Below are 19,147 nucleotides of genomic sequence, written 5' to 3'. Positions count from 1 at the left end.
GGCGATCGCCCCTTACGACAAAAAGTGCGATCGCCATTTTCAACTACTAACCAGAAATCACCTGGTTCAGCAAATGAGCCTGAGAACCCTCAAGACGAGGGCCGTGAATCTGCACCACCATTGAAGCCAAATAATTGCCCCAACGAGCCGCTTTTTCAGCGCTCAAACCATTAGTAATTCCAAACAAAACACCGCCTGCAAAAGCATCGCCAGCACCCACAGTATCGATCGCCTTTACGGGAAATCCAGCCACATCTACAATCTGTTTGTTTTCCACCACCATGCAGCCTTTGTCCCCATTTGTGATAAAAGCCAAATCCGAAATCTCGCTCATCTTGCGAGCGCACTCTTCCAGAGATTCCTCCTTGAAAAAGCTCCGAACTTCGTCAGAGTTGCAAAAAATGACATCGCAATATTCCGAAACCACCTTGTGAAAATCATCCGCAAATCGATCGACCAAAAAGCCATCCGAAAAAGTAAAAGCCACCTTCACACCCAGACGCTTAGACTGTTCCATCGTCTCAATACTAGCCTTTCTGGGCTCGGTCGCATCCCAAAGATAGCCCTCAACATAACTGTACTTGCAATGAGACAGGCGATCGACATCAATATCAGTCGCCGCCAGAGTAGTAGAAACCCCCAAATTAGTACACAGCGTGCGTTCCGCATCCGGCGTAGTCAGCACGACACAAGTACCCGTGGGCCCATTCGACTCAGTAGCAGGATGCACATTAAAATCAATCCCAGCCTCCAGCAAATCTTGGCGGTAAAATTCGCCGTTAGTATCCTTAGCAACCTTCCCCGAATAATAGCCTTTACCGCCACTCTGAGCCAAACCAATCATCGTATTTGCCGCAGAACCCCCCGATCGCATTTGCAGCGAATTGTGTTCCAAATCGTGCAAAATTCCCCCCTGTGTTTCCGAATTCATCAGCGTCATCGCGCCGCGATTCAGCCCGTGCTTGACCACAAAATCATCTTCGACTAATGCTAGGATGTCTACAAGGGCATTGCCCACGCCAAACACATCTACGGAACCGGATTCTTGATTGTTTTCTGTCATCACTAATTTTTGGTTTACACTAACTATCAACTCTATAATAAATCGGATGAAAGTCAATATCCTTGCATCCCCAAATCCAAATCCTCAATCCCCAATCCCCAATCCCCAATCTAAAAATCCCCAATCCCCAATCTAAAAATCCTCAATCCAAAATCTAAAATCTAAAATCCAAAATCGATATGACTTGTCTCCCACCTCTGATTCAGCAGATGTTGCAGCCCGGGTTTTACCCGCACGGGGTGACAGAACCAGTGCAACTAATTCAGACTCACATTTCCTTTGTCCTGCTGACTGGAGATTATACTTACAAAATCAAGAAGCCAGTCGATTTTGGCTTTTTGGACTATTCGACTGTGGAGAAACGGCAGCATTTCTGCATCCAAGAATTGGAAATGAACCGACGCACAGCACCGGAAATTTATCTCGAAGTTTTGCCAATTATTCAAAGTGGCGATGCGTTTCAATTTGGCAGTAATTCACCAGATGTAAATCCCACCCAAGTTGCTGTAGAATACGCGCTTAAAATGCGGCAGTTTCCTCAAGATTCACTGTTGCTCAGTTTGTTGGAACACGGACTATTGACCGAGCAAATTATGGCAGACTTAGGGCGCGAAGTTGCTAGGTTTCACAGCAGGGCAGTTAGTAATAGCTACATTCGCAAATTTGGCGAAGTCACTCAGATTCGTACAGCAATAGATAACAACTACCGGATTTCCCAAAAATATATCGGCGGGCCGCAGACTGCGAGTCAATATCGGGAAACTAAAGATTATACTGATGCGTTTTTTGATGAAAATCAAGACTTGTTCGAGCGACGGATTGCTAACAATAAAATTCGCGAGTGTCACGGAGATTTGCACTTGCGGAACATCGCTTGGTGGCAAGATAAAATATTGCTGTTTGACTGCATTGAATTTAACGAGCATTTTCGCTTTGTGGATGTCATGTACGATATTGCTTTCACCGTCATGGATTTGGAATCGCGGGGGCGCAGAGATTTAGGAAATGTTTTTCTCAATACTTACGTCGAACAAACAGGCGATTGGGAAGGACTGCAAGTGCTGCCGCTGTATTTGAGCCGTCAAGCTTATGTGAGAGCAAAAGTAACTTCGTTAATGTTGGACGATGAAGCGGTTTCTACTAATGAAAAAGCACAGATTTCACAGAGTGCCGCTCATTACTACAAACTGGCTTGGGAATACACAAAGCCGCGCTCGGGAAAGTTAACTTTGATGTCTGGTTTGTCTGGTTCTGGGAAAAGTACAGCGGCTCGATATTTGGCCCGCCACACTGGGGCGATTCACATTAGATCCGATGCTGTTCGCAAACATTTAGGGGGAATTCCTTTAAATGAACGCGGTGGTCAAGATTTGTACTCGGATGAGATGACGGCACGGACTTATGGTAGATTGTTAGAGTTGGGGATAATGCTGGCTGACCGAGGTTGGGATGTGATTTTAGATGCTAAGTTCGATCGCCAAAACTGGAGAACCGATGCGATGAATCTGGCTCAATCCCACGGCTTGCCCCTGCAAATCGTTTACTGCACCGCACCAATGGCAGTATTGCGACAACGACTGCAACAGCGCAGAGGCGATATTGCCGACGCCACAGCAGAACTATTGACCTCGCAGCAAGCAGAAGCAGAACCTTTTACACAATTAGAGCAAATTTCTCTAAACGTTGTAGATACCGCACAAGACTTAGATGTACAATTAAATTTGATTTGTGGGAAGTAGTTGGAGTGCGATCGCCCGCGATGAATTTCATTCTCTGCTAATATTGTCAATATCTTTCTGTATTATTACAAAAATAACTTGCAGCTCATGGCAAAATTTAACGGAGACTCCAAGGGGTTTAACCCCGCGCTGATCTGGTTCGTGTTGTTTACCGTTGGGTTTCGCTTAGTAGGATGTAGTCTGCCCGTGAGTATTGGCCTTGGTGTCCTCGGCGGCGTGGCAGCAGGCTTAATGGTTGCTTGGTGGCACAATGAACTACTACTCAACCCGAATACACGTTCCAAGGAGAAAACCTCGGATGCTATCCTCAATAAAGAAGTCGTGGAAGTAGACGGGCATAAATACAAAACCTCCCGGCGTGAGCCTACTTCATTCTTTGACTGGCTATCAGAGCCTGAGGATCGTCGCTAGCACCGATTTGTTTTTAGTATTGAGTTTTGAGCTTTAATTTTAACAGTGTAAACTTCAAAACTCAATCATAAAAATTAAACTTTTAGACCAAAATAGTTAGCAGATCCCTGCCACTCCCAAGCTTGCCTATTTTAAAAATATAGCGGTTCTCAGAAAGATGAAGTACGTTGTTGGGCTTTAGCCCTCTGAGTTTATCTGAGTTTAGTGGTTATATAAGCTGTCAGTCATACCTCATCTTTTTGAGAAAAGCCATATCTGCGTTTATCTCGGTACATCTGCCTTTAATCTGTGGTTTTCGTATTAATAAAATCTTGGCAATAACTCTACCAATGCCCAATGCCCAATGCCCAATTCCCAATTCCCAATTCCGAATTCCCGCTAACGAGCAATTTTAATTACTTCCTGAATGTTTGTATTTCTGTCTAAACTTTTACCGCTGTTTATTTATCCTTTGGGGTTCAGTTGCCTGTTAATGATGGCGGCTTTAATCGTGCTTTGGAAGCATCCCAAATGGGCGGCAGCACCAATGGCTGGGGCTCTAATTATTTTACTGCTTGGGAGTAGCGGTTGGGTGTCAAAATCGTTAGTGCGATCGCTCGAATGGCAAAATTTACCAACCGCCGAGTTCCCTCAAGCTGAAGCGATTATCGTGTTGGGTGGCGGTGTGAAAGCAGGACTAGCGCCCCGCCCTTGGGTAGAATTGGGGGAAGCGGGCGATCGTATAATATACGCTTCCCGACTTTACCGTCAAGGCAAAGCTCCCCTGTTAGTGCTCAGCGGCGGTAGAGTAGATTGGAAAGGTGAGGGCTCTCCCGAATCGGCAGATATGGCAGAAATTGCCCAAACAATGGGCATACCGGCATCAGCAATTCTGCAAGATCCCGATTCCCACAACACCTATCAAAATGCCGTCAACGTGCGGCAAATCTTAGACGCAAAAAACATCAAAAAGCCCGTTTTGCTAGTGACATCGGCGATGCACATGACTCGATCCCTCTTGATTTTTCAGCGCCAGGGAATAAAAGTAATCCCAGCACCAACAGATTTTCAGATAACCCAGCAGGATATCGCCACATCTCAAAGCAACGGGCTAGCATTCGCCCTCGACTTATTGCCGGATACCTATTATCTACACCAATCTACTAAAGCTCTAAAAGAATACATCGGCTTAATCGTATATCGCCTGCGGGGATGGCTTTAATGGATTTTAGATTCTGGATTTTGGATTTTGGATTGCAGAATTTTAACTAATATCAAGCAAGAACAATCAATGCAACAATATTGATGATGATTCTTGTGGGATGGGCGTCCCGCCCGTCCTCTCTGGACGGGCGGGACGCCCATCCCACGAACTTCTGTAAATTATTTAATTTGCGATCCTAAAAATCTACCCAGCGACGCACCAGCACGACAATCTCTGAATAAACTAACTCAACGCACGATTTTTTATAAATCTTATAAATTCTAAAATCCCAAATCTAAAATTCGAGGATTTAATGTGTTAAATTAAAGTAATCACACCAAATATTTGCCACAGTCGCCCCCAAACAATTATGTTGCCCCACGAGCTACAAAACATTGTCCCAGAACCGACTCCAACGGCTGAAATTTTTCAGAGACATCAAGTTGTCCGTGAGTTTTATGACGAAGTTAAATACCGTCAAGAATTTGAGCTTTATTGCCAGTGGTATTATGCTACAGCCAAGCAGCACCAACAAGAATTGCAGAAAATGCAGGGAGATTTTAATATATTCGCTTGGTTCCGTCGCGGACATACTCCGGGCACGTAAAAGCGCGGGGATTCTAAGGTCAAACTGCGATTGCATGGCCTGTCTAACATCACCTAACTCGGGCGGTTGATGCCAAGAAAAACAAGCAAGTTATTCTTGGCAGGGTTTTCATCCTGTCCATCGATCGGATCTGGCCTCGGCGGTAGCCGTTTTCAACAAATATCCCTATTTCAACTGCTCGAATAAATACCTCTTTCTTGCAGTTGCTGAATAAAAAACTCTTCCAAAGAAGGCTTAGCCAAATTCATCCCAATTAGCTGCCCTCCCATCACGCTCAAATTAGCAATAAAGTCCTTCGGATGTCCCTGCAAATGACCGTACCATAAATCATTATCAACTTCCATATCCGGTATCCATTTTTGCAGAATATTCAAATGGCCACCCTTACCTTGAACTCGGTAAGTTTTAGTATTACCCAAAAGTTCATCGATCGCACCAACACAGATTAACTCACCGCGAGCCAAAATTGCCACCCGATCGCAAATCTTCTCCACATCCGAGAGTACGTGCGAATTAAAAAAAATCGTTTTCCCTTGATTTTTCAGCGATAAAATTATCTCCCGCATCTGATAGCGCCCCATCGGATCTAAACCAGACATCGGTTCGTCCAAAAATACTACATCGGGATTGTTAATCAAAGCTTGAGCCATGCCGATCCGTTGCAGCATTCCCTTAGAATACTGGCGCAACTGTTTTTTAATTGCCGCCGATTGAGCTAGCCCAACTAAATCTAGTAAATGCGGAATTCGCTGCCGCTGAATCGAGGGGGGGATTTGAAATAAGCCCGCCGCAAATTGCAAAAATTCCCAGCCCGTGAGATAATCGTAAAAATAGGGATTTTCTGGCAAATAGCCGACTCGTTGCTTCACAGTGCGATCGCCCAAAGGCTTCCCCAACAACAGCGCCCTGCCAGAAGTCGGCCGCACTATCCCCAGCAAAGTCTTCAGCAGCGTAGTTTTCCCCGCTCCATTCTGCCCTAACAGCCCGAAAGTTTCCCCCTCAGAGACAGTCAGAGTGCAATTTTTGAGCGATTCAATCTTTTCGTTCATCCAGAAGCCAGTACGGTAGAACTTCCCCAGATCGAATGTTTGCACCACTGGGGTAGCCCCTGGCATCTGGGTGGAAGTTGGCGCATCTATAACAGGTTCCATTTTCGTCATAAAAATAAGTAGCACCTGATTATATTGTATTGCATAAGTCCCTTAATAATTGCTCCATTTAATGTTAAACTAAGATTAGCTGCACTTAAAATATTCTGAATATGGAACGTTCAAAAATTATTGCTATTATCACCGGCGTCATTTCTGTAATCCTAGCAGTTGCCTACCTGCTGCTCGTCACTCTCCTCGACTTCCGAGGCGAAATGGTTCCCGCACCTCAAAGTCAGTTGCCAGTATCGCTGCAAGTTCAGCAATTGGCGACAGTTAATCAGACTTTGCCCTCACATTAGTTATTGGTTATTGGTTATTGGTTATTGGTTATTGGTTATTGGTTATTGGTTATGGCAATAATAACTAACAACTGCCAACTGCCAACTGCCAACTGCCAACTGCCAACTGCCAACTGCCAACTGCCAACTGCCAACTGCCAACTAACAACTAACAACTAACTAATACACATGAATTGCTTTCATCATGTGATATGCAACTAGCAACTGCGTCAAAGCTAGCGGGTAACTTTGCAAAACTTCGCCAGTTGTGCCGATTAGTTTGCCAATTTCCGGGTTGCCTTGGGCACTGCAAAATCCCCGCAGGTGGGGCATTTCGTTGCACAAAATCTTTTCCAGTTCGTTTACTTGTTCGCTCGTAGCGTGGGAGTCTACTTCTAAAACATCTACTGGTTTCCCCATATCGCGATCGAGTCCCAAACGAATGGCCGGTTTAAAACTATCGCTGCCTTGAGCTAAAATCTCAGTAAAATCAGGGTGAGGAATTGTTGGTCTCAGGACTAAACGCACGCTCAAATTTGATTCTTTGTCGGCTTCTGGCGGGTAAAAACTAACTACAACATCGGCAAATTTGCGCTGGGGGCGAATATAATTTTCTGAATCCGGTTCCCGCTTTTCTATTTCTGCAAGTACCTGTTCTTCAGTATAACCGCGCTTCATAATATCGCGCTTAACTTTCCACTGAGTTCGCAACTCTTCTGGGGGAGCAAGATACACTTTGACATCGTAAGAATCGCGGATGGTTCGGGTTGAGTAACCCAGCAAACCTTCAACTATTACAAATTTTTCTGGCTTGATGTATTCCGGGGGATCGAATGTACCTGAGTGGTGGTTGTATATGGGTTTGAGAATTGCTTGACCTGTACGCAGCAGGCTGAGGTGCTGCTGCATGATGTCGAGGTAATTGCAGTCGGGATGCAGTGCTGTGAGCCCGATTTCGGCGCGCTGCTGTCTGTCATACCTATGATAGTCGTCTGTGCAAATCACAGTGACATTTTCTGGCCCCAATACTTGGGCAATTCCCCGCGTCAGGGTGGTTTTGCCTGCTGCGCTGTCTCCGACAATACCGAGAATGATTGGTCGATCGCTCATTGTTGTTACCCCGACGGACAATAGCAAATTTTTTCTGAATCTTAAATCTTATCAAAATTGTACTCGATCCGATCGCTAATCGCATGGTTTGACTTGCTCCCTTCCCGAGTTTCCCCATGTGTAAAATTATTGTATTATTTCTTAATAAAATGTGGCACCAGAGACTCAGGGATGATATGACGAAAAAATCACGCCCATTTCTCGATCGCCCGCCATGTCGATCGTACTTTTAAATCCAGCTATACTAAGAATTTCGGGAAAATTAGCCCCGCCAACTGTGCCAGTAAGTCCATGAGTGTAGTGTAAATTGCAACAGCGGTGGGAATAGTGCGATATGTTTGTTTTCAAAACGGGTACCAAGCAGTCAATCAACTTACCAGTCAATCAATCTACATGGAGGGCGATCGAATTTACCCACAACATGAAGTTTTTGGCAAAGCTTTTGTTGTGCCTGACAAATTAGTATACATTTGAGTCAAGGAGGCATTCGTACATCAAAAATAGGGCCAATCGCTCTTTCTCCCTGCTTCAACAAGTAGTTTCATGAAAAAAAAGATTTCGATGCACCGTGCGTAAGTTTTGAATTTAAACCAATCTTATAGCGGTTCTCAAAAAAGTGAGGTATGCCCGATGCCCGATGCCCTATCCCCGATGCCCATGAGTACCTCATCTTTCTGAGAAAGGCTATAAGTTTAACTAACTTCCTAGCAAGCTGATGAATCAACTATCTTTTGAAAAATTCAGGGGCAGTATTTTAATTATTGACGACACTCTTAACAATTTAAGTTTACTGGAGCGAATCTTGTCGAAAAAAGGCTATGAAGTACGACTTGCATCTAGCGGCCAACGGGGACTCGAAGCTGTGGAGTTGACTCAACCTGACTTAATTTTGCTAGATATTATGATGCCTGGGATCGATGGCTATGAAGTTTGCAGTCGCTTGAAAGCTAGCGATCGCACTCGCGGCATTCCCATTATTTTTCTGAGTGCTTTGGTAGAAGTTTCTCATAAGGTGAAAGCCTTTAATATTGGCGGGGTGGATTACATTATTAAACCTTTTGAAGCAGTAGAAGTGCTAGCTAGGGTTGAAAATCAATTGCGGCTGCGGGAATTAGAACTGCAACTTACGCATAAAAATCAGATGTTGCAGCGGGAAATTGCTTCTCGGGAAGAGGCAGAAATTGAAACGCGGTTGCTCTTGGAAACAACCAAATTTCAGAAAGAAGAAATTGAAGAATTGCTCTTAAATATTTTGCCTAAACCGATTGCCGATCGCTTGCAGGAAGGACAAAGCATAATTGCTGACAGCTTTTCGGATGTCAGCGTTTTATTCGCTGATTTGGTGGGATTTACAAATTTTGCATCTCAAAAAAGTGCGGCAGAAACGGTGAAAGTTCTCAATCAAATTTTTAGTCAATTCGATCGGTTATCGTTAGAGCACGGTTTAGAGAAAATCAAAACTATTGGTGATGCTTACATGGTAGTCGGCGGTTTGCCCCAACCGCAAGAAAATCACGCAGAGGCGATCGCCCAAATGGCACTCGATATGCAAGCTGCTCTCGCTAGCTTCAATCTCAAACACAATCAAACTTTTAGTCTCCGCATTGGGATAAATATTGGTGGGGTGGTGGCGGGAGTCATTGGTTTAACTAAATTTAGTTACGATTTGTGGGGGGATACAGTGAATGTTGCTCACCGGATGGAATCAAACGGTATTCCGGGAGAAATTCAGGTGACTGCTGCGGTTTATGAGCGTTTGAAAGATAATTTTTCCTTTAAAATGCGCGGTGCTGTTGAAATTAAAGGTAAAGGAGAAATGATGACTTATTTGTTGCTCGGGCGAAAGTAGTCAGTAGTCAGTAGTCAGTAGTCAGTAGTCAGTAGTTAGTAGGGGCGGTGCCCCCGTGCCCGCCCTCTTAGTAGTCAGTTGTCAGTTGTCAGTTGTTATTTGTTGGTTGTTATTTGTGAGTTGTTATTTGTTGGTTGTCAGTTGTGAGTTGTTGGTGATAATTAATAACAACCAATTCCCGATGCCCTCTTTGGCCGATGCCCAATGCCCAATTTCCAATTCTCATATATTAGATTTACTGAACATTAACAAGTATTTTTAGGCACACTGCATTGGCGCATTAATACGCAAGACACCAGTGTTTTGCGTTCATATAAGGCATTTAATATTAACCGCAGAAACTTATACGTAAGTAATTAACTCTAATCCCGATCGTCCCAGTATAAAATACTATTCCGTAGTAGATCAGTAGAATTTTAGCTCGAAAGCTCGAAAATTATGCTGTTTATGCCCTAAGATAGATACACTAACTATTTTCAACTTAATTCCTGGCTTGGGGTCAGCCAATATGGATGCAACAATAGATGCAGTACATTTGACTGCGGTAATGCCTGGAGATCGCCCGATCGCGAATTTTACACCGATTTATCGAACCGCTTTCGGGGCTGTGGGCGATTGAAACCGCTAACCCGCCTGTAGCAAACTCTTGTAGTTTCCCGATCGGCGCGAAACGACCAAAAATCTAGATATTCCGGGCGCAATTCCTGCCCGCAGTATAAAAACCTACGCCCGCAGTTACCGATTTGTTGTGGACTTCTGCGAGGCGGTTGTGCCAGAATGCGATCGTCGAGTTGCATCGCGTGACAGTTAATTGCATCGCTCGAAATAGTCATCAAGCAAACAGATATTCCAGGACGAAATCGAAAGGAGGTCAGTTATTTTAAAATATATGAAAGATTCCTATCTGGGAAGTTTTATTTATAGTAACCTGCCAGATAAAATGGGATAAATCTTAGCACAAATAGACGCCGGATCGGCAATAAATTCCAGCCGCAATCCGAAGTAGTTAGACAGGGAGATACCAACAAGATTCATGGGAAAGTTGTGTTGTAATGCTAGTAACTATGATGCACGAATTTTACGATGCGCTGGCAGATTTAGCAATCTATGAAGATGCCGCACCGACAAAGCGAAAACAAATCCTAAAACGTGTTTTTGTAATTCAAAAAAACCTCAAAGAATTCGCGCAGCGTAACCCGAATAGTCACCAGCACAAATTAGATCTGGTTGAAGCAGAATGGCTTCGCATTTTTGGGAAGACTACAGAAGCAATGGAACTTTACGATCGAGCTATTGCCGGAGCTAAAGCTAACGATTTTTTGAATGAAGAAGCTCTTGCTTGCGAACTCGCTGCTAAGTTTTACCTGTCATTGGGAAGAGAAAAAATTGCTACAGTCTACATGATAGACACCTATGATTGCTATCTGCGCTGGGGAGATCGAGCCAAAATTGATGAATTAGAAAAATGCTATCCTCAATTGTTGTCAGCGATTTTGCAGCCTGCTAAACTCGCTACAGATTCATTAGCAACCTTCGCGATACCTGTCAAACAAAATCAATCTGTACCTTCATTGATGAATCCGTCTGTGTCGGCGACAGTCTCAGATTTTGGGAATTTTTCAACTCTGCTAAAAGCTTGTCAAGCGCTTTCTAGTGAAAGAGATCTCGATCAACTAATTGCCAAACTGATACAACTGGCGATGAGAAATACAGGCGTTGACAAAGGAGTGCTGATTTTGCAAAACGGCAATCAATGGGAAATTGCTGCTGCAAGAGCGATCGACAATTTGGGTGTCGATCGGGCGATCGACTTATCATCCGCAACACTCGATAAAAACAGCGATATCCTGCCCCTAAACATTGTTGATTGCGTTAAAGAATTGTTAAAACCTGTGATTTTGCGGGACATTCCTCAACAATGTGATTGGGAGTCCGACTCCTACATCCTCAAATACCAACCGCAGAGCCTGTCGTGTTTGCCGATTCTCGATCGAGACAAGTTAGTCGGCATTTTGTATCTAGAGAATCTGTTAACTGCAAGAGTTTTTACGCGCGATCGGCTGCAATATCTGAATCTCCTGTGTTCTCAAGCAGCCATCAGTTTGTCAAATGCTCTGCTATATAAAAATTCTCAGGATTACAGCCAAAAATTAGAGCGAATGCTAACAAAAGTCAGCCGAACAGAAGTTCAGCTTGCCGAGCAAAAACAAATGCTGCAAGCGATTCTTGATGTCGCTCCGATTTGGATTTGGATGGTTAATCCTCATGGAAAAGTACACTTTTTCAACAACACTTTTTGTCAAGATATCGGTGTGCCTCTCTCCGCTTTACTAGCTGTCGAACATTACAAAGATATACTAGGAGAAAATGCAGCGAATTGCCTGGTTTCAGATGCAGCCTGTCTTGCCCAAGATTCGCCCCATTACTCCAACGAAACTCTAATGTTTGTGGACGGCAAACTGCACTATTTAGAAGTCACAAAAGTGCAGTTAAAAAAATCCGATGGCGAGAGGATCGGGATTATTGGTTTGGGTGTTGATGCCACCGAGCGTAAGCGAGCACAGGAACTTTTGCAAGAGCAAAATCAGCGCCTCGAACAAACTTTAAAAGACTTACAACAAACGCAACTGCAACTCGTACAAAATGAGAAAATGTCGGCTTTAGGTAATTTAGTTGCCGGAGTCGCCCACGAAATTAACAATCCGATTGGGTTTATTTCGGGCAATTTAAGTGAAGCTAAAAGAAGTTTCGGGGATGTAATAGAACACTTAGAATTGTATCGCTCTGATGCACCCAAATCGGAAATTGCGAACCATGCCGAAGAGATAGATATCGATTATCTCTTGGAAGATTTACCGAAGATGATTAATTCCATGCAAGTCGGGTGCGATCGCATTTCCAGCATCAGCACCAGTTTGCGTACATTCTCCCGAGGCGATAAAGACTACAAAGTTCCTTTTAATATTCACGACGGCATTGATAGCGCTATTTTGATTTTGAAACACCGTCTAAAAGCTAACGAAAATCGCCCGCAGATTGAAGTGATAGCTAAATACGGTAATATCCCTAAAATTGAATGTTTTCCCGGTCAATTAAATCAAGTTTTTATGAACTTACTTGCCAATGCGATCGATGCCTTAGAAGAGTTAAATATTGGACGCACTTTTCACGAAATTGCTGTCAATCCCAACCGCATCACGATTTGCACTAATTTAATTGGGGAAGATTATATTATAATTCAAATTGCTGATAACGGAACCGGGATGCCAGAAGAAGTAAAAAAACAGATATTCGACCATTTGTTCACGACAAAAGCTGTCGGGAAAGGAACGGGATTGGGGTTGGCAATTGCCCATCAGATTGTGGTAGAAAAACATGGCGGCACTATCGAGGCGAAGTCCCAGTCTGGAGTTGGCACTGAGTTTGCGATCGTTTTGCCTGTGAAAGTGAAAGGATAAATATTAATTAAAATTAAAGGTTTTTTGGGCGATCGCGTGATAAAATATAATTTTACCACTCTATTTTATTAGAGGGTCTTTTCAATGCCCTACAGCCAATTTAGGCTTGAACAAATCAAGTCAGAATTTGGAATAACTTTTTGCGAGCAATTCGGACTGTTTGCAGAGATTCCAGAAGCTACCTACAGCCAGTTTTTATCAGAAACCCTAGAGTACAATATTCCGTTAGCTCTGGCAATTAACTCGGACAAATCTCGATCGGAAATGATTGTATAGCCTTTCTCAAAAAGATGAGGTATGACTGACAGCTTATATAACCCTTAAATTAAGAGGGCTGAAGCCCAACAACGTACCTCATCTTTCTGAGAACCGCTGTAGCGCCAATTTTGATTGAACTCAGAAAACAATTTGACAATGGAATAGGCTTATTTTCCGGTAAAGATTTTACGGTAGATAGCCTGAGAGGTTTAAACGGATTTTGCGATTTCCTGATTAGCAAATCGCCGGAACAGTTAATTATCGAAGCGCCGGTTATTGCTTTAGTCGAAGCCAAAAATGATAATATAGAATCTGGTTTGGCTCAATGTATGGCTGAAACGATCGCAGCTCAATTGTTTAACCAACAAAAAGGCAATGAAATTAAGAAGGTTTACGGAGTTGTGACAACGGGAAGTCTCTGGAAATTTATGCAGCTAGAAGAACAAACTATATCGATCGATATCAATGAGTATTTTGTGGGCAATCCTGGCAAAATTATCGGTATTTTGAAAAGTTTTATCGAATAACGTTGTACAATTTGTTTGTAGTGAGGACTTTAGTCCTTCTATTGATTCGGACTGAAGTCCTCACTACGAACCAAATTACTAAGTTGGTAAGTTCAATTTGATTATTTGTCCCACTGATACTTCGTGCTTATGAGTTGCTACTACCACGGCGCCTTCTAGTCGCGGATCGTAACATCCAACCCAAGCAGCAGGATGGCATTCGTGCACTAAATACCCGTACAGCCAAATTGCTCCTCTACCTTCAATGACAATTCCTTGGCTGAATTGAACATTTTGAGGGATTTTCAAACCTTGTAAATCATCTGGTATAATAATACCGTCTTGAGTAGTAATTCGTAAGCGTAAATGTTGGTAGGCTAAACCGTCTTGAGTTTGATTGGGGATTATTGTTAATTCAATAGGATTCATTGGAGGCAAAAATGTTGAATGTTTTTACAGAATCATATCATGTCCGATAGCATGGGCGGGGGCGGGTTTATGAGATTGTAGATTATGGGCAATTATTGTTGGTGAACCCGCCCCTACAAAATTTAACATCATACAATTCCGAATCAAACAGACATGATATCATATATAGCATTTATCAGAAAGATGAGGTATGACTGACAGCTTATATAACCGCTTAAACAAAGAGAGCCCAAGCCCAACAACGTCCGCGAACCTATCTGAGAAGGGCTATACCTTTTAGGGCAAATTTGGAATTCGATCGCCTACTTTGAGTCCCAACTGGGCCGCCCTGCCGCCTTTGAGCTCGATCACTCCGTCAACGGGAACATCGGGGCCGTAGTTGGGGCAGGTGTCGCTGAAACAGGGCGGTACGTTGGGAATTATCGCCTGCACTACCCCTTCGCGCAGAAAAATCATATCGAGCTCGATTTGCACGTTTCTCATCCAGAAACGCACATTGCGCGGGGGGGCGATCGCGAAAAGCATTCCCCTGTCATCGGGCAATTCTGTGCGAAACATTAAGCCAATTGCTTGTTCTTGGGGAGTTTTTGCCACTTCCAGCCCGATCGCCCGATCGCCCAAAATCGCATTCACTGAAACTGGCAAAAGTTGAGCCATATCCATCCCACCAAACATTGAGATAAAGTTTGATTCAGTCAAATTAAATCTTCCTGAAACTACTCCTAAATAGTTACCAGAATTTTTATTTTGCATCACAGTTTGGTTCTCAGAAATAGAAATATTCAAATCGCTAAACTTGATGCCTTCTGTCAAGACAATTTTATCATTGCCGCTGCCAAAATCTGTAATAACATCGGCTTGGGTGACAGTAGATGCAGGGGATGTGCTTTCAAGCACAAATAAATCATCGCCCGCGCCTCCTGTCAAGATATCTTTGCCTTCGCCGCCGATTAGTAAATCGTTCCCCCGATCGCCATTAATCGCATCTTCACCTTGTCCTCCATAGATTGTATCGCTTCCTTGACCTCCAAACAGGGTATCGGCGCCTTCGTTTCCGGCGATCGAGTCATTGTCGCGATCGCCAAAAATCAGGTCATTCCCCGCCAAACCTTGAATAGTGTCATTCCCTGCAAATCCTCTCATAGTATCGCTTCCGGGAGTTCCCAGAAGAAAATCGAAGCCGAAAGTACCGCCGATGTTAACCATTTTGCGTTTAATGATGCGTTTCATAAGAGGAAGATTTGGCGATCGGCATCCGCCAACCGGTACCAAAAGCTCGATCGCTAATTTTCAAACCCGGGGCTGCTTGTCGCCGTTTAAACTCCGATTGCCTGACTAATTTTACTACACGCTTAACCACGGCTTCATCGTGTCCCGCCGCGATAATTTGTTGGGCAGATTCGTGATGTTCTATCAACCGCTGCAAGATGTCATCCAAAATATCATAAGCAGGCAAAGAATCTTGGTCAACCTGCCCCGGTTTCAGTTCAGCACTCGGCGCTTTATTAATAATATTAACTGGAATGATTTCGCTGTTAGGAGATGAGAGTACAGTCCCTATATATCCCCCTGCATTCAGCCAGCAAGAAAGCGAATAAACGCGAGTTTTTGGCACATCGGAAATGACGGCCAATCCGCCATTCATATCGCCGTATAGAGTGCAGTAACCCACCGACATTTCCGATTTATTGCCTGTGGAAAGCAGCAAATGTCCGAATTTATTAGAAATCGCCATCAACAGATTGCCGCGAATGCGCGATTGGATATTTTCCTCGGCAATTCCGAAAGTGGTATTGAGAAAAAAATCGCCGAGAGTGCGATCGTAAGTTTTCATCAAATCGCCGATCGGCAACATTTCGATCGCAATTCCGAGATTTCGGGCTAACTCCAAAGCATCATTAACCGAATGATCCGAACTGTAAGGAGAAGGCATCAGCACCCCTAACACATTTTCGGGCCCGATCGCGCAACTGGCGATCGCCGCCACCAAAGCCGAATCTATCCCGCCACTCAAACCAAGTACAACCTTAGAAAAACCGCATTTGCGAACATAATCTCGCACTCCCAAAACCAAAGCAGCCCAAATTTCCGCATCCCCGAATGGCGGTTCAAAACTTAAATCTGTTGTAGAACTTAAATCTGTTGTGGAACGGGCATCTTGCCCGTTCCCGCCACTGCCAATTAAACCTAGTTTTTGTCCTTCACCTAATCCCAAATCAGTTGTGGAACGGGCATCTTGCCCGTTCCCACCCCCCATCAAATCTTGTTTGTTTTCGTCATATTCCAGCACAGCAAAATCCGTTTCAAAAGAAGCCAATACCCGAATCAAATTCCCCTGACGATTCACCGCAAAACTGCTGCCATCAAAAATAATATCATCATTTCCGCCTACCTGATTAGCATAAACAATCGGTATTCCTGAACGGATGACACTGTGCTGCAACATCGCCGATCGCACTCCCCGCTTGCCAACAGAATAAGGCGATGCCGACAAATTAACCACTAAATCCACACCCAATTTTATCAAATCGGAAATAGGATCGCCCGCATAACTGCGTTTACCCCAAAACTCCTCATTGTTCCACAAATCCTCACAAATTGTCACACCAATTTTGAGTTCACCAATAGTGAAATAATTACTGTTTTGTCCAGGTTCAAAATATCTATCTTCATCAAATACATCATAGGTAGGCAACAAGCGTTTATGAAAAACTTGTTGCACTGCGCCATTTTGCAACAAAACAGCACTGTTGAATAATAACTTCTCGCCTAGTTTCACAGCATCAGCATTAGGTACGGCAGTGCCGACAATGACTGCTAACTCCGGTGGCAAAGCTTGCGCCAGTTGTTCCAAATGTGCGGTGGCAATTGCAATGAAACTCGGGTTCATCAACAAATCGCGCGGCGGATAACCCAGCAGGGAAAGTTCTGGCGTTAGTAATAAGTTTGCGCCCTCAATCTGCGCTTGTTTCGCCGCCTCCAGAATTAGGTTGGAGTTGCCACAGATATCACCAATAGTAGGGTTGAGTTGTGCGATCGCAATTTTCATATTACCAAGTCACCTAATAAATCTTGCTAGCAGTCCGCTCGCGCGGACTCAATTTCCTATAGTCTTAGACTTGAATGTAGGGCAACATTACCAGAAAGAATTGGTTGAAAGCCTCTCCCTTTTAAGGAGAAAGTTAAATCAGACGATTCATTACTTCAATCCACTTCCTTCTAGGTAGAGGTCGTTGTCAACTGTCAACTGTCAACTGTCAACTGTCAACTGAATCAGATTTGTAACGCTTCAATTCTTCCTCAATAAAATGATTGACCAAATCCCGGTAGAGTTTTTCTACCACATCAGGATTCAAACCCGATTCCAAAGCCCACTCGCGTCGCTGTTGTAACATAGCCTGAAAGCGATCGGGCGCTCTAACGCTCGCTTCACTTGTTTTGAACCTGGCTGCTGCAATGACGTATTGAAATCTCTTGCTCAAAGCATCGATCACTTCTCGATCGATGATATCAATTTCCTCGCGAACTTCATGAATATTAGCACATTGATCTGGGTCTTTCATCTGCTGCACTCCTTAATAGATTGTTTTCTCATATTACTCAATTGAACTCGTAATGTCAGTCGATTTTAGATTTTAGATTTTAGATCTTAGATTGACTCCACGGATTAATCTGAGAGATTTAACCTTAGTCTAAAATTTGGCGATCGACTCTCAGCAAGCGTCGGTGGCGGCTATTTTTAGGCGAGGTCATCCAAGGAACAGCTATATAAACACTAGGGGCTTATTTTTGAAAGGAGCAAAAGCGGCAGCATCAAAGCGGTACAAACTAGCAGGACGCCCTGCACCTCGCGAAACCTTAACACGGGTATCGCACAAAAAGCCCAATTTCAACAATCGAGCTCTAAAATTAGAATAATCAGAAAAATTTTCCCCCAAAATAGTAGTATACAATTGATACAGATCGCTCAAAGTAAAAAGCTCTGGCAAAACTTCAAAAGCTACGGGACTGTATTCAAGTTTGTTGCGGAGTCGCCGGTATCCGTATTCGAGAATTTGATTGTGATCGAAGGCTAGCTTCGGAACTTGTTGGACGGGATACCAAGCAATGCCGCCGACGCGGTGCCCGACACCTGCAACTACACTTCCAGCAATCAATTCAGCTTCTTCAAACCGCACCAAAGCAAAGTAACTCACCGAAAGATAGCGATCGCCCCTGGTGAATTCTCTCGGATCGCGTCCCGGTTCTCCAAAAGTATACAGTTGCTCCAGATACAAATTTTCTACTCGAATTTTTTCCGACAAAATCCGGTAAGCTGCATTTTCCAGAGACTCTCCGTGCCGTACCAAAGTACCGGGAAGACTCCAAGAATCGATAAACGGTTCGTCTTGCCGCATTACCAACAGCACCAACAAGCGGTTCTGCACGGTATCGACGGAGAAAATTACATTATCTACTCCTACTTTAAAGTCAGCTAATGAGCAACCTTCGCTCTTTTTTGTGCCTCGTGCCATGCGTACAAATGCTCCCGATTAATGTAATCTTCGATAGTCGGAGTCAGGGCTTCCGTGTCTCCTGTTTCCCGATAGGAAGTTGAAGAAACATCGGGAGCGTTCAAAGATGCGATCGCCACTTCTGCACCCATGCGCTTCAACTGCCACAAATCTAACTGTTCTGACGGATAACCAGGCCGCGGTACTATCAGTAACTCTACTTCTTTTAACAACTGTTCAAATTTGTACCAGCGAGGCAGTTGTCCCACCAAATCCGAGCCTATTACCATCGTCAACTCTGCATCCTGCCACTGCAATCTTGCTTGTTCCACGGTTTCTAGCGTCCTCGGACTGCTGAGTTCTGGATGCAAACAAAGGTTGTGTCTGGGCGAATTAATTTCTTGAATCATTAACAGCAGCATTGCCGATCGATGTTCTAGGGATGTTTGGTGCGACTTGAAAGGATTGTCCGACGCCCAAACTGCTACCCAATCAAAATGCTGAGCAAGCCAATTCAAGATTGTTTTGTGTCCCGCAGTAGGTGGATCGGCACTGGTTCCAAACAAGGCAATTCTTTGCATAGGGAATTGGGAATGGGTAATGGGGAAATAG

20 protein-coding genes are annotated in these 19,147 nt (G+C 43.9%); 9 read left to right on the top strand and 11 right to left on the bottom strand.

Annotation, left to right across the window (positions count from 1 at the left end):
- Positions 1-46 precede the first annotated feature (46 nt).
- Complete coding sequence (locus JGK16_RS08885) at positions 47-1,063, bottom strand: adenosine kinase (RefSeq protein ID WP_293190225.1); 1,017 nt, start codon at positions 1,061-1,063, stop codon at positions 47-49.
- Between the two features lie 179 nt (positions 1,064-1,242).
- On the opposite strand from JGK16_RS08885, the gene JGK16_RS08880 reads away from it, so the two are divergent.
- From JGK16_RS08880 to JGK16_RS08865, 4 genes are all read left to right on the top strand, one after another.
- Positions 1,243-2,802 carry a bifunctional aminoglycoside phosphotransferase/ATP-binding protein gene (locus JGK16_RS08880; protein ID WP_293190227.1) on the top strand — a complete coding sequence of 520 codons (1,560 nt, stop codon included), beginning with the start codon at positions 1,243-1,245 and terminating at the stop codon, positions 2,800-2,802.
- 87 nt (positions 2,803-2,889) lie between these two features.
- Complete coding sequence (locus tag JGK16_RS08875) at positions 2,890-3,213, top strand: hypothetical protein (protein WP_293156260.1); 324 nt, start codon at positions 2,890-2,892, stop codon at positions 3,211-3,213.
- Positions 3,214-3,619: 406 nt separating this feature from the next.
- Positions 3,620-4,414, top strand: a complete 795-nt coding sequence (locus tag JGK16_RS08870) for a YdcF family protein (protein WP_293190229.1) — start codon at positions 3,620-3,622, stop codon at positions 4,412-4,414.
- A 352-nt stretch (positions 4,415-4,766) separates the two neighbouring features.
- Positions 4,767-5,003 (top strand): hypothetical protein, encoded by a 237-nt coding sequence (locus JGK16_RS08865; RefSeq protein WP_293156254.1) that lies wholly within the window; start codon positions 4,767-4,769, stop codon positions 5,001-5,003.
- A 170-nt stretch (positions 5,004-5,173) separates the two neighbouring features.
- On the opposite strand, the gene JGK16_RS08860 is transcribed toward JGK16_RS08865, so the two are convergent.
- Entirely contained in the window at positions 5,174-6,154 is a 981-nt protein-coding gene (locus JGK16_RS08860; protein ID WP_293182463.1) for an ABC transporter ATP-binding protein, read from the bottom strand.
- 110 nt (positions 6,155-6,264) lie between these two features.
- Between JGK16_RS08860 and JGK16_RS08855 the strand changes: the two genes are divergently transcribed.
- Positions 6,265-6,453, top strand: a complete 189-nt coding sequence (locus JGK16_RS08855) for a hypothetical protein (protein WP_293182371.1) — start codon at positions 6,265-6,267, stop codon at positions 6,451-6,453.
- Between the two features lie 159 nt (positions 6,454-6,612).
- On the opposite strand, the gene JGK16_RS08850 is transcribed toward JGK16_RS08855, so the two are convergent.
- Both JGK16_RS08850 and JGK16_RS08845 read right to left on the bottom strand, forming a co-directional pair.
- Complete coding sequence (locus JGK16_RS08850) at positions 6,613-7,542, bottom strand: phosphoribulokinase (protein WP_293182373.1); 930 nt, start codon at positions 7,540-7,542, stop codon at positions 6,613-6,615.
- A 165-nt stretch (positions 7,543-7,707) separates the two neighbouring features.
- A complete protein-coding gene (locus JGK16_RS08845) occupies positions 7,708-7,890 on the bottom strand; it encodes a hypothetical protein (protein ID WP_293182375.1) in 183 nt (60 codons plus the stop codon).
- Between the two features lie 367 nt (positions 7,891-8,257).
- On the opposite strand from JGK16_RS08845, the gene JGK16_RS08840 reads away from it, so the two are divergent.
- Entirely contained in the window at positions 8,258-9,391 is a 1,134-nt protein-coding gene (locus tag JGK16_RS08840; RefSeq protein ID WP_293182377.1) for an adenylate/guanylate cyclase domain-containing protein, read from the top strand.
- 575 nt (positions 9,392-9,966) lie between these two features.
- Here JGK16_RS08840 and JGK16_RS08835 read toward each other — a convergent pair.
- Positions 9,967-10,224 (bottom strand): hypothetical protein, encoded by a 258-nt coding sequence (locus tag JGK16_RS08835; protein WP_293156235.1) that lies wholly within the window; start codon positions 10,222-10,224, stop codon positions 9,967-9,969.
- 219 nt (positions 10,225-10,443) lie between these two features.
- Here JGK16_RS08835 and JGK16_RS08830 point away from each other — a divergent pair, with 219 nt between their 5' ends.
- The 3 genes from JGK16_RS08830 to JGK16_RS08820 all read left to right on the top strand — a co-directional run bounded on the left by JGK16_RS08830 (position 10,444) and on the right by JGK16_RS08820 (position 13,634).
- Positions 10,444-12,849, top strand: a complete 2,406-nt coding sequence (locus tag JGK16_RS08830) for an ATP-binding protein (RefSeq protein WP_293190231.1) — start codon at positions 10,444-10,446, stop codon at positions 12,847-12,849.
- 84 nt (positions 12,850-12,933) lie between these two features.
- Positions 12,934-13,125, top strand: a complete 192-nt coding sequence (locus tag JGK16_RS08825; RefSeq protein WP_293182381.1) for a hypothetical protein — start codon at positions 12,934-12,936, stop codon at positions 13,123-13,125.
- Between the two features lie 110 nt (positions 13,126-13,235).
- A complete protein-coding gene (locus JGK16_RS08820) occupies positions 13,236-13,634 on the top strand; it encodes a hypothetical protein (RefSeq protein WP_293202971.1) in 399 nt (132 codons plus the stop codon).
- A gap of 78 nt (positions 13,635-13,712) precedes the next feature.
- Here the strand turns inward: JGK16_RS08820 and crn3 are convergent, their stop codons facing one another.
- The 6 genes from crn3 to JGK16_RS08790 all read right to left on the bottom strand — a co-directional run bounded on the left by crn3 (position 13,713) and on the right by JGK16_RS08790 (position 19,116).
- Positions 13,713-14,042 carry a CRISPR-associated ring nuclease Crn3/Csx3 gene (gene crn3, locus JGK16_RS08815; protein ID WP_293182385.1) on the bottom strand — a complete coding sequence of 110 codons (330 nt, stop codon included), beginning with the start codon at positions 14,040-14,042 and terminating at the stop codon, positions 13,713-13,715.
- A gap of 276 nt (positions 14,043-14,318) precedes the next feature.
- A complete protein-coding gene (locus JGK16_RS08810; RefSeq protein WP_293202969.1) occupies positions 14,319-15,272 on the bottom strand; it encodes a DUF192 domain-containing protein in 954 nt (317 codons plus the stop codon).
- Complete coding sequence (locus JGK16_RS08805) at positions 15,256-17,091, bottom strand: NAD+ synthase (RefSeq protein WP_293202967.1); 1,836 nt, start codon at positions 17,089-17,091, stop codon at positions 15,256-15,258. The genes JGK16_RS08810 and JGK16_RS08805 overlap by 17 nt, the downstream gene beginning before the upstream one ends.
- 208 nt (positions 17,092-17,299) lie before the next feature.
- Complete coding sequence (locus tag JGK16_RS08800; RefSeq protein WP_293182391.1) at positions 17,300-17,605, bottom strand: isochorismate lyase; 306 nt, start codon at positions 17,603-17,605, stop codon at positions 17,300-17,302.
- A gap of 201 nt (positions 17,606-17,806) precedes the next feature.
- Complete coding sequence (locus JGK16_RS08795) at positions 17,807-18,556, bottom strand: NUDIX domain-containing protein (protein ID WP_293190239.1); 750 nt, start codon at positions 18,554-18,556, stop codon at positions 17,807-17,809.
- Entirely contained in the window at positions 18,517-19,116 is a 600-nt protein-coding gene (locus JGK16_RS08790) for a nicotinate-nucleotide adenylyltransferase (protein WP_293190241.1), read from the bottom strand. Before JGK16_RS08790 ends, JGK16_RS08795 begins: the two co-directional genes overlap by 40 nt.
- Positions 19,117-19,147: the final 31 nt, after the last annotated feature.

It is taken from the genome of Microcoleus sp. PH2017_09_SFU_O_A (assembly GCF_020738625.1).
In the GTDB taxonomy this organism is placed as follows: Bacteria; Cyanobacteriota; Cyanobacteriia; order Cyanobacteriales; family Microcoleaceae; genus Microcoleus.
The sequence above is the reverse complement of the archived record's forward strand: the minus strand, read 5'-3'. Positions and strand labels throughout refer to the sequence as shown.

Bases quoted from the DNA above. Each gene is read 5' to 3' on its own strand.
- JGK16_RS08885 (WP_293190225.1), bottom strand. From the start codon at position 1,063: ATGACAGAAAACAATCAAGAATCCGGTTCCGTAGATGTGTTTGGCGTG.
- JGK16_RS08880 (WP_293190227.1), top strand. From the start codon at position 1,243: ATGACTTGTCTCCCACCTCTGATTCAGCAGATGTTGCAGCCCGGGTTT.
- JGK16_RS08875 (WP_293156260.1), top strand. From the start codon at position 2,890: ATGGCAAAATTTAACGGAGACTCCAAGGGGTTTAACCCCGCGCTGATC.
- JGK16_RS08870 (WP_293190229.1), top strand. From the start codon at position 3,620: ATGTTTGTATTTCTGTCTAAACTTTTACCGCTGTTTATTTATCCTTTG.
- JGK16_RS08865 (WP_293156254.1), top strand. From the start codon at position 4,767: ATGTTGCCCCACGAGCTACAAAACATTGTCCCAGAACCGACTCCAACG.
- JGK16_RS08860 (WP_293182463.1), bottom strand. From the start codon at position 6,154: ATGGAACCTGTTATAGATGCGCCAACTTCCACCCAGATGCCAGGGGCT.
- JGK16_RS08855 (WP_293182371.1), top strand. From the start codon at position 6,265: ATGGAACGTTCAAAAATTATTGCTATTATCACCGGCGTCATTTCTGTA.
- JGK16_RS08850 (WP_293182373.1), bottom strand. From the start codon at position 7,542: ATGAGCGATCGACCAATCATTCTCGGTATTGTCGGAGACAGCGCAGCA.
- JGK16_RS08840 (WP_293182377.1), top strand. From the start codon at position 8,258: ATGAATCAACTATCTTTTGAAAAATTCAGGGGCAGTATTTTAATTATT.
- JGK16_RS08835 (WP_293156235.1), bottom strand. From the start codon at position 10,224: ATGACTATTTCGAGCGATGCAATTAACTGTCACGCGATGCAACTCGAC.
- JGK16_RS08830 (WP_293190231.1), top strand. From the start codon at position 10,444: ATGCTAGTAACTATGATGCACGAATTTTACGATGCGCTGGCAGATTTA.
- JGK16_RS08825 (WP_293182381.1), top strand. From the start codon at position 12,934: ATGCCCTACAGCCAATTTAGGCTTGAACAAATCAAGTCAGAATTTGGA.
- crn3 (WP_293182385.1), bottom strand. From the start codon at position 14,042: ATGAATCCTATTGAATTAACAATAATCCCCAATCAAACTCAAGACGGT.
- JGK16_RS08810 (WP_293202969.1), bottom strand. From the start codon at position 15,272: ATGAAACGCATCATTAAACGCAAAATGGTTAACATCGGCGGTACTTTC.
- JGK16_RS08805 (WP_293202967.1), bottom strand. From the start codon at position 17,091: ATGAAAATTGCGATCGCACAACTCAACCCTACTATTGGTGATATCTGT.
- JGK16_RS08800 (WP_293182391.1), bottom strand. From the start codon at position 17,605: ATGAAAGACCCAGATCAATGTGCTAATATTCATGAAGTTCGCGAGGAA.
- JGK16_RS08795 (WP_293190239.1), bottom strand. From the start codon at position 18,556: ATGGCACGAGGCACAAAAAAGAGCGAAGGTTGCTCATTAGCTGACTTT.
- JGK16_RS08790 (WP_293190241.1), bottom strand. From the start codon at position 19,116: ATGCAAAGAATTGCCTTGTTTGGAACCAGTGCCGATCCACCTACTGCG.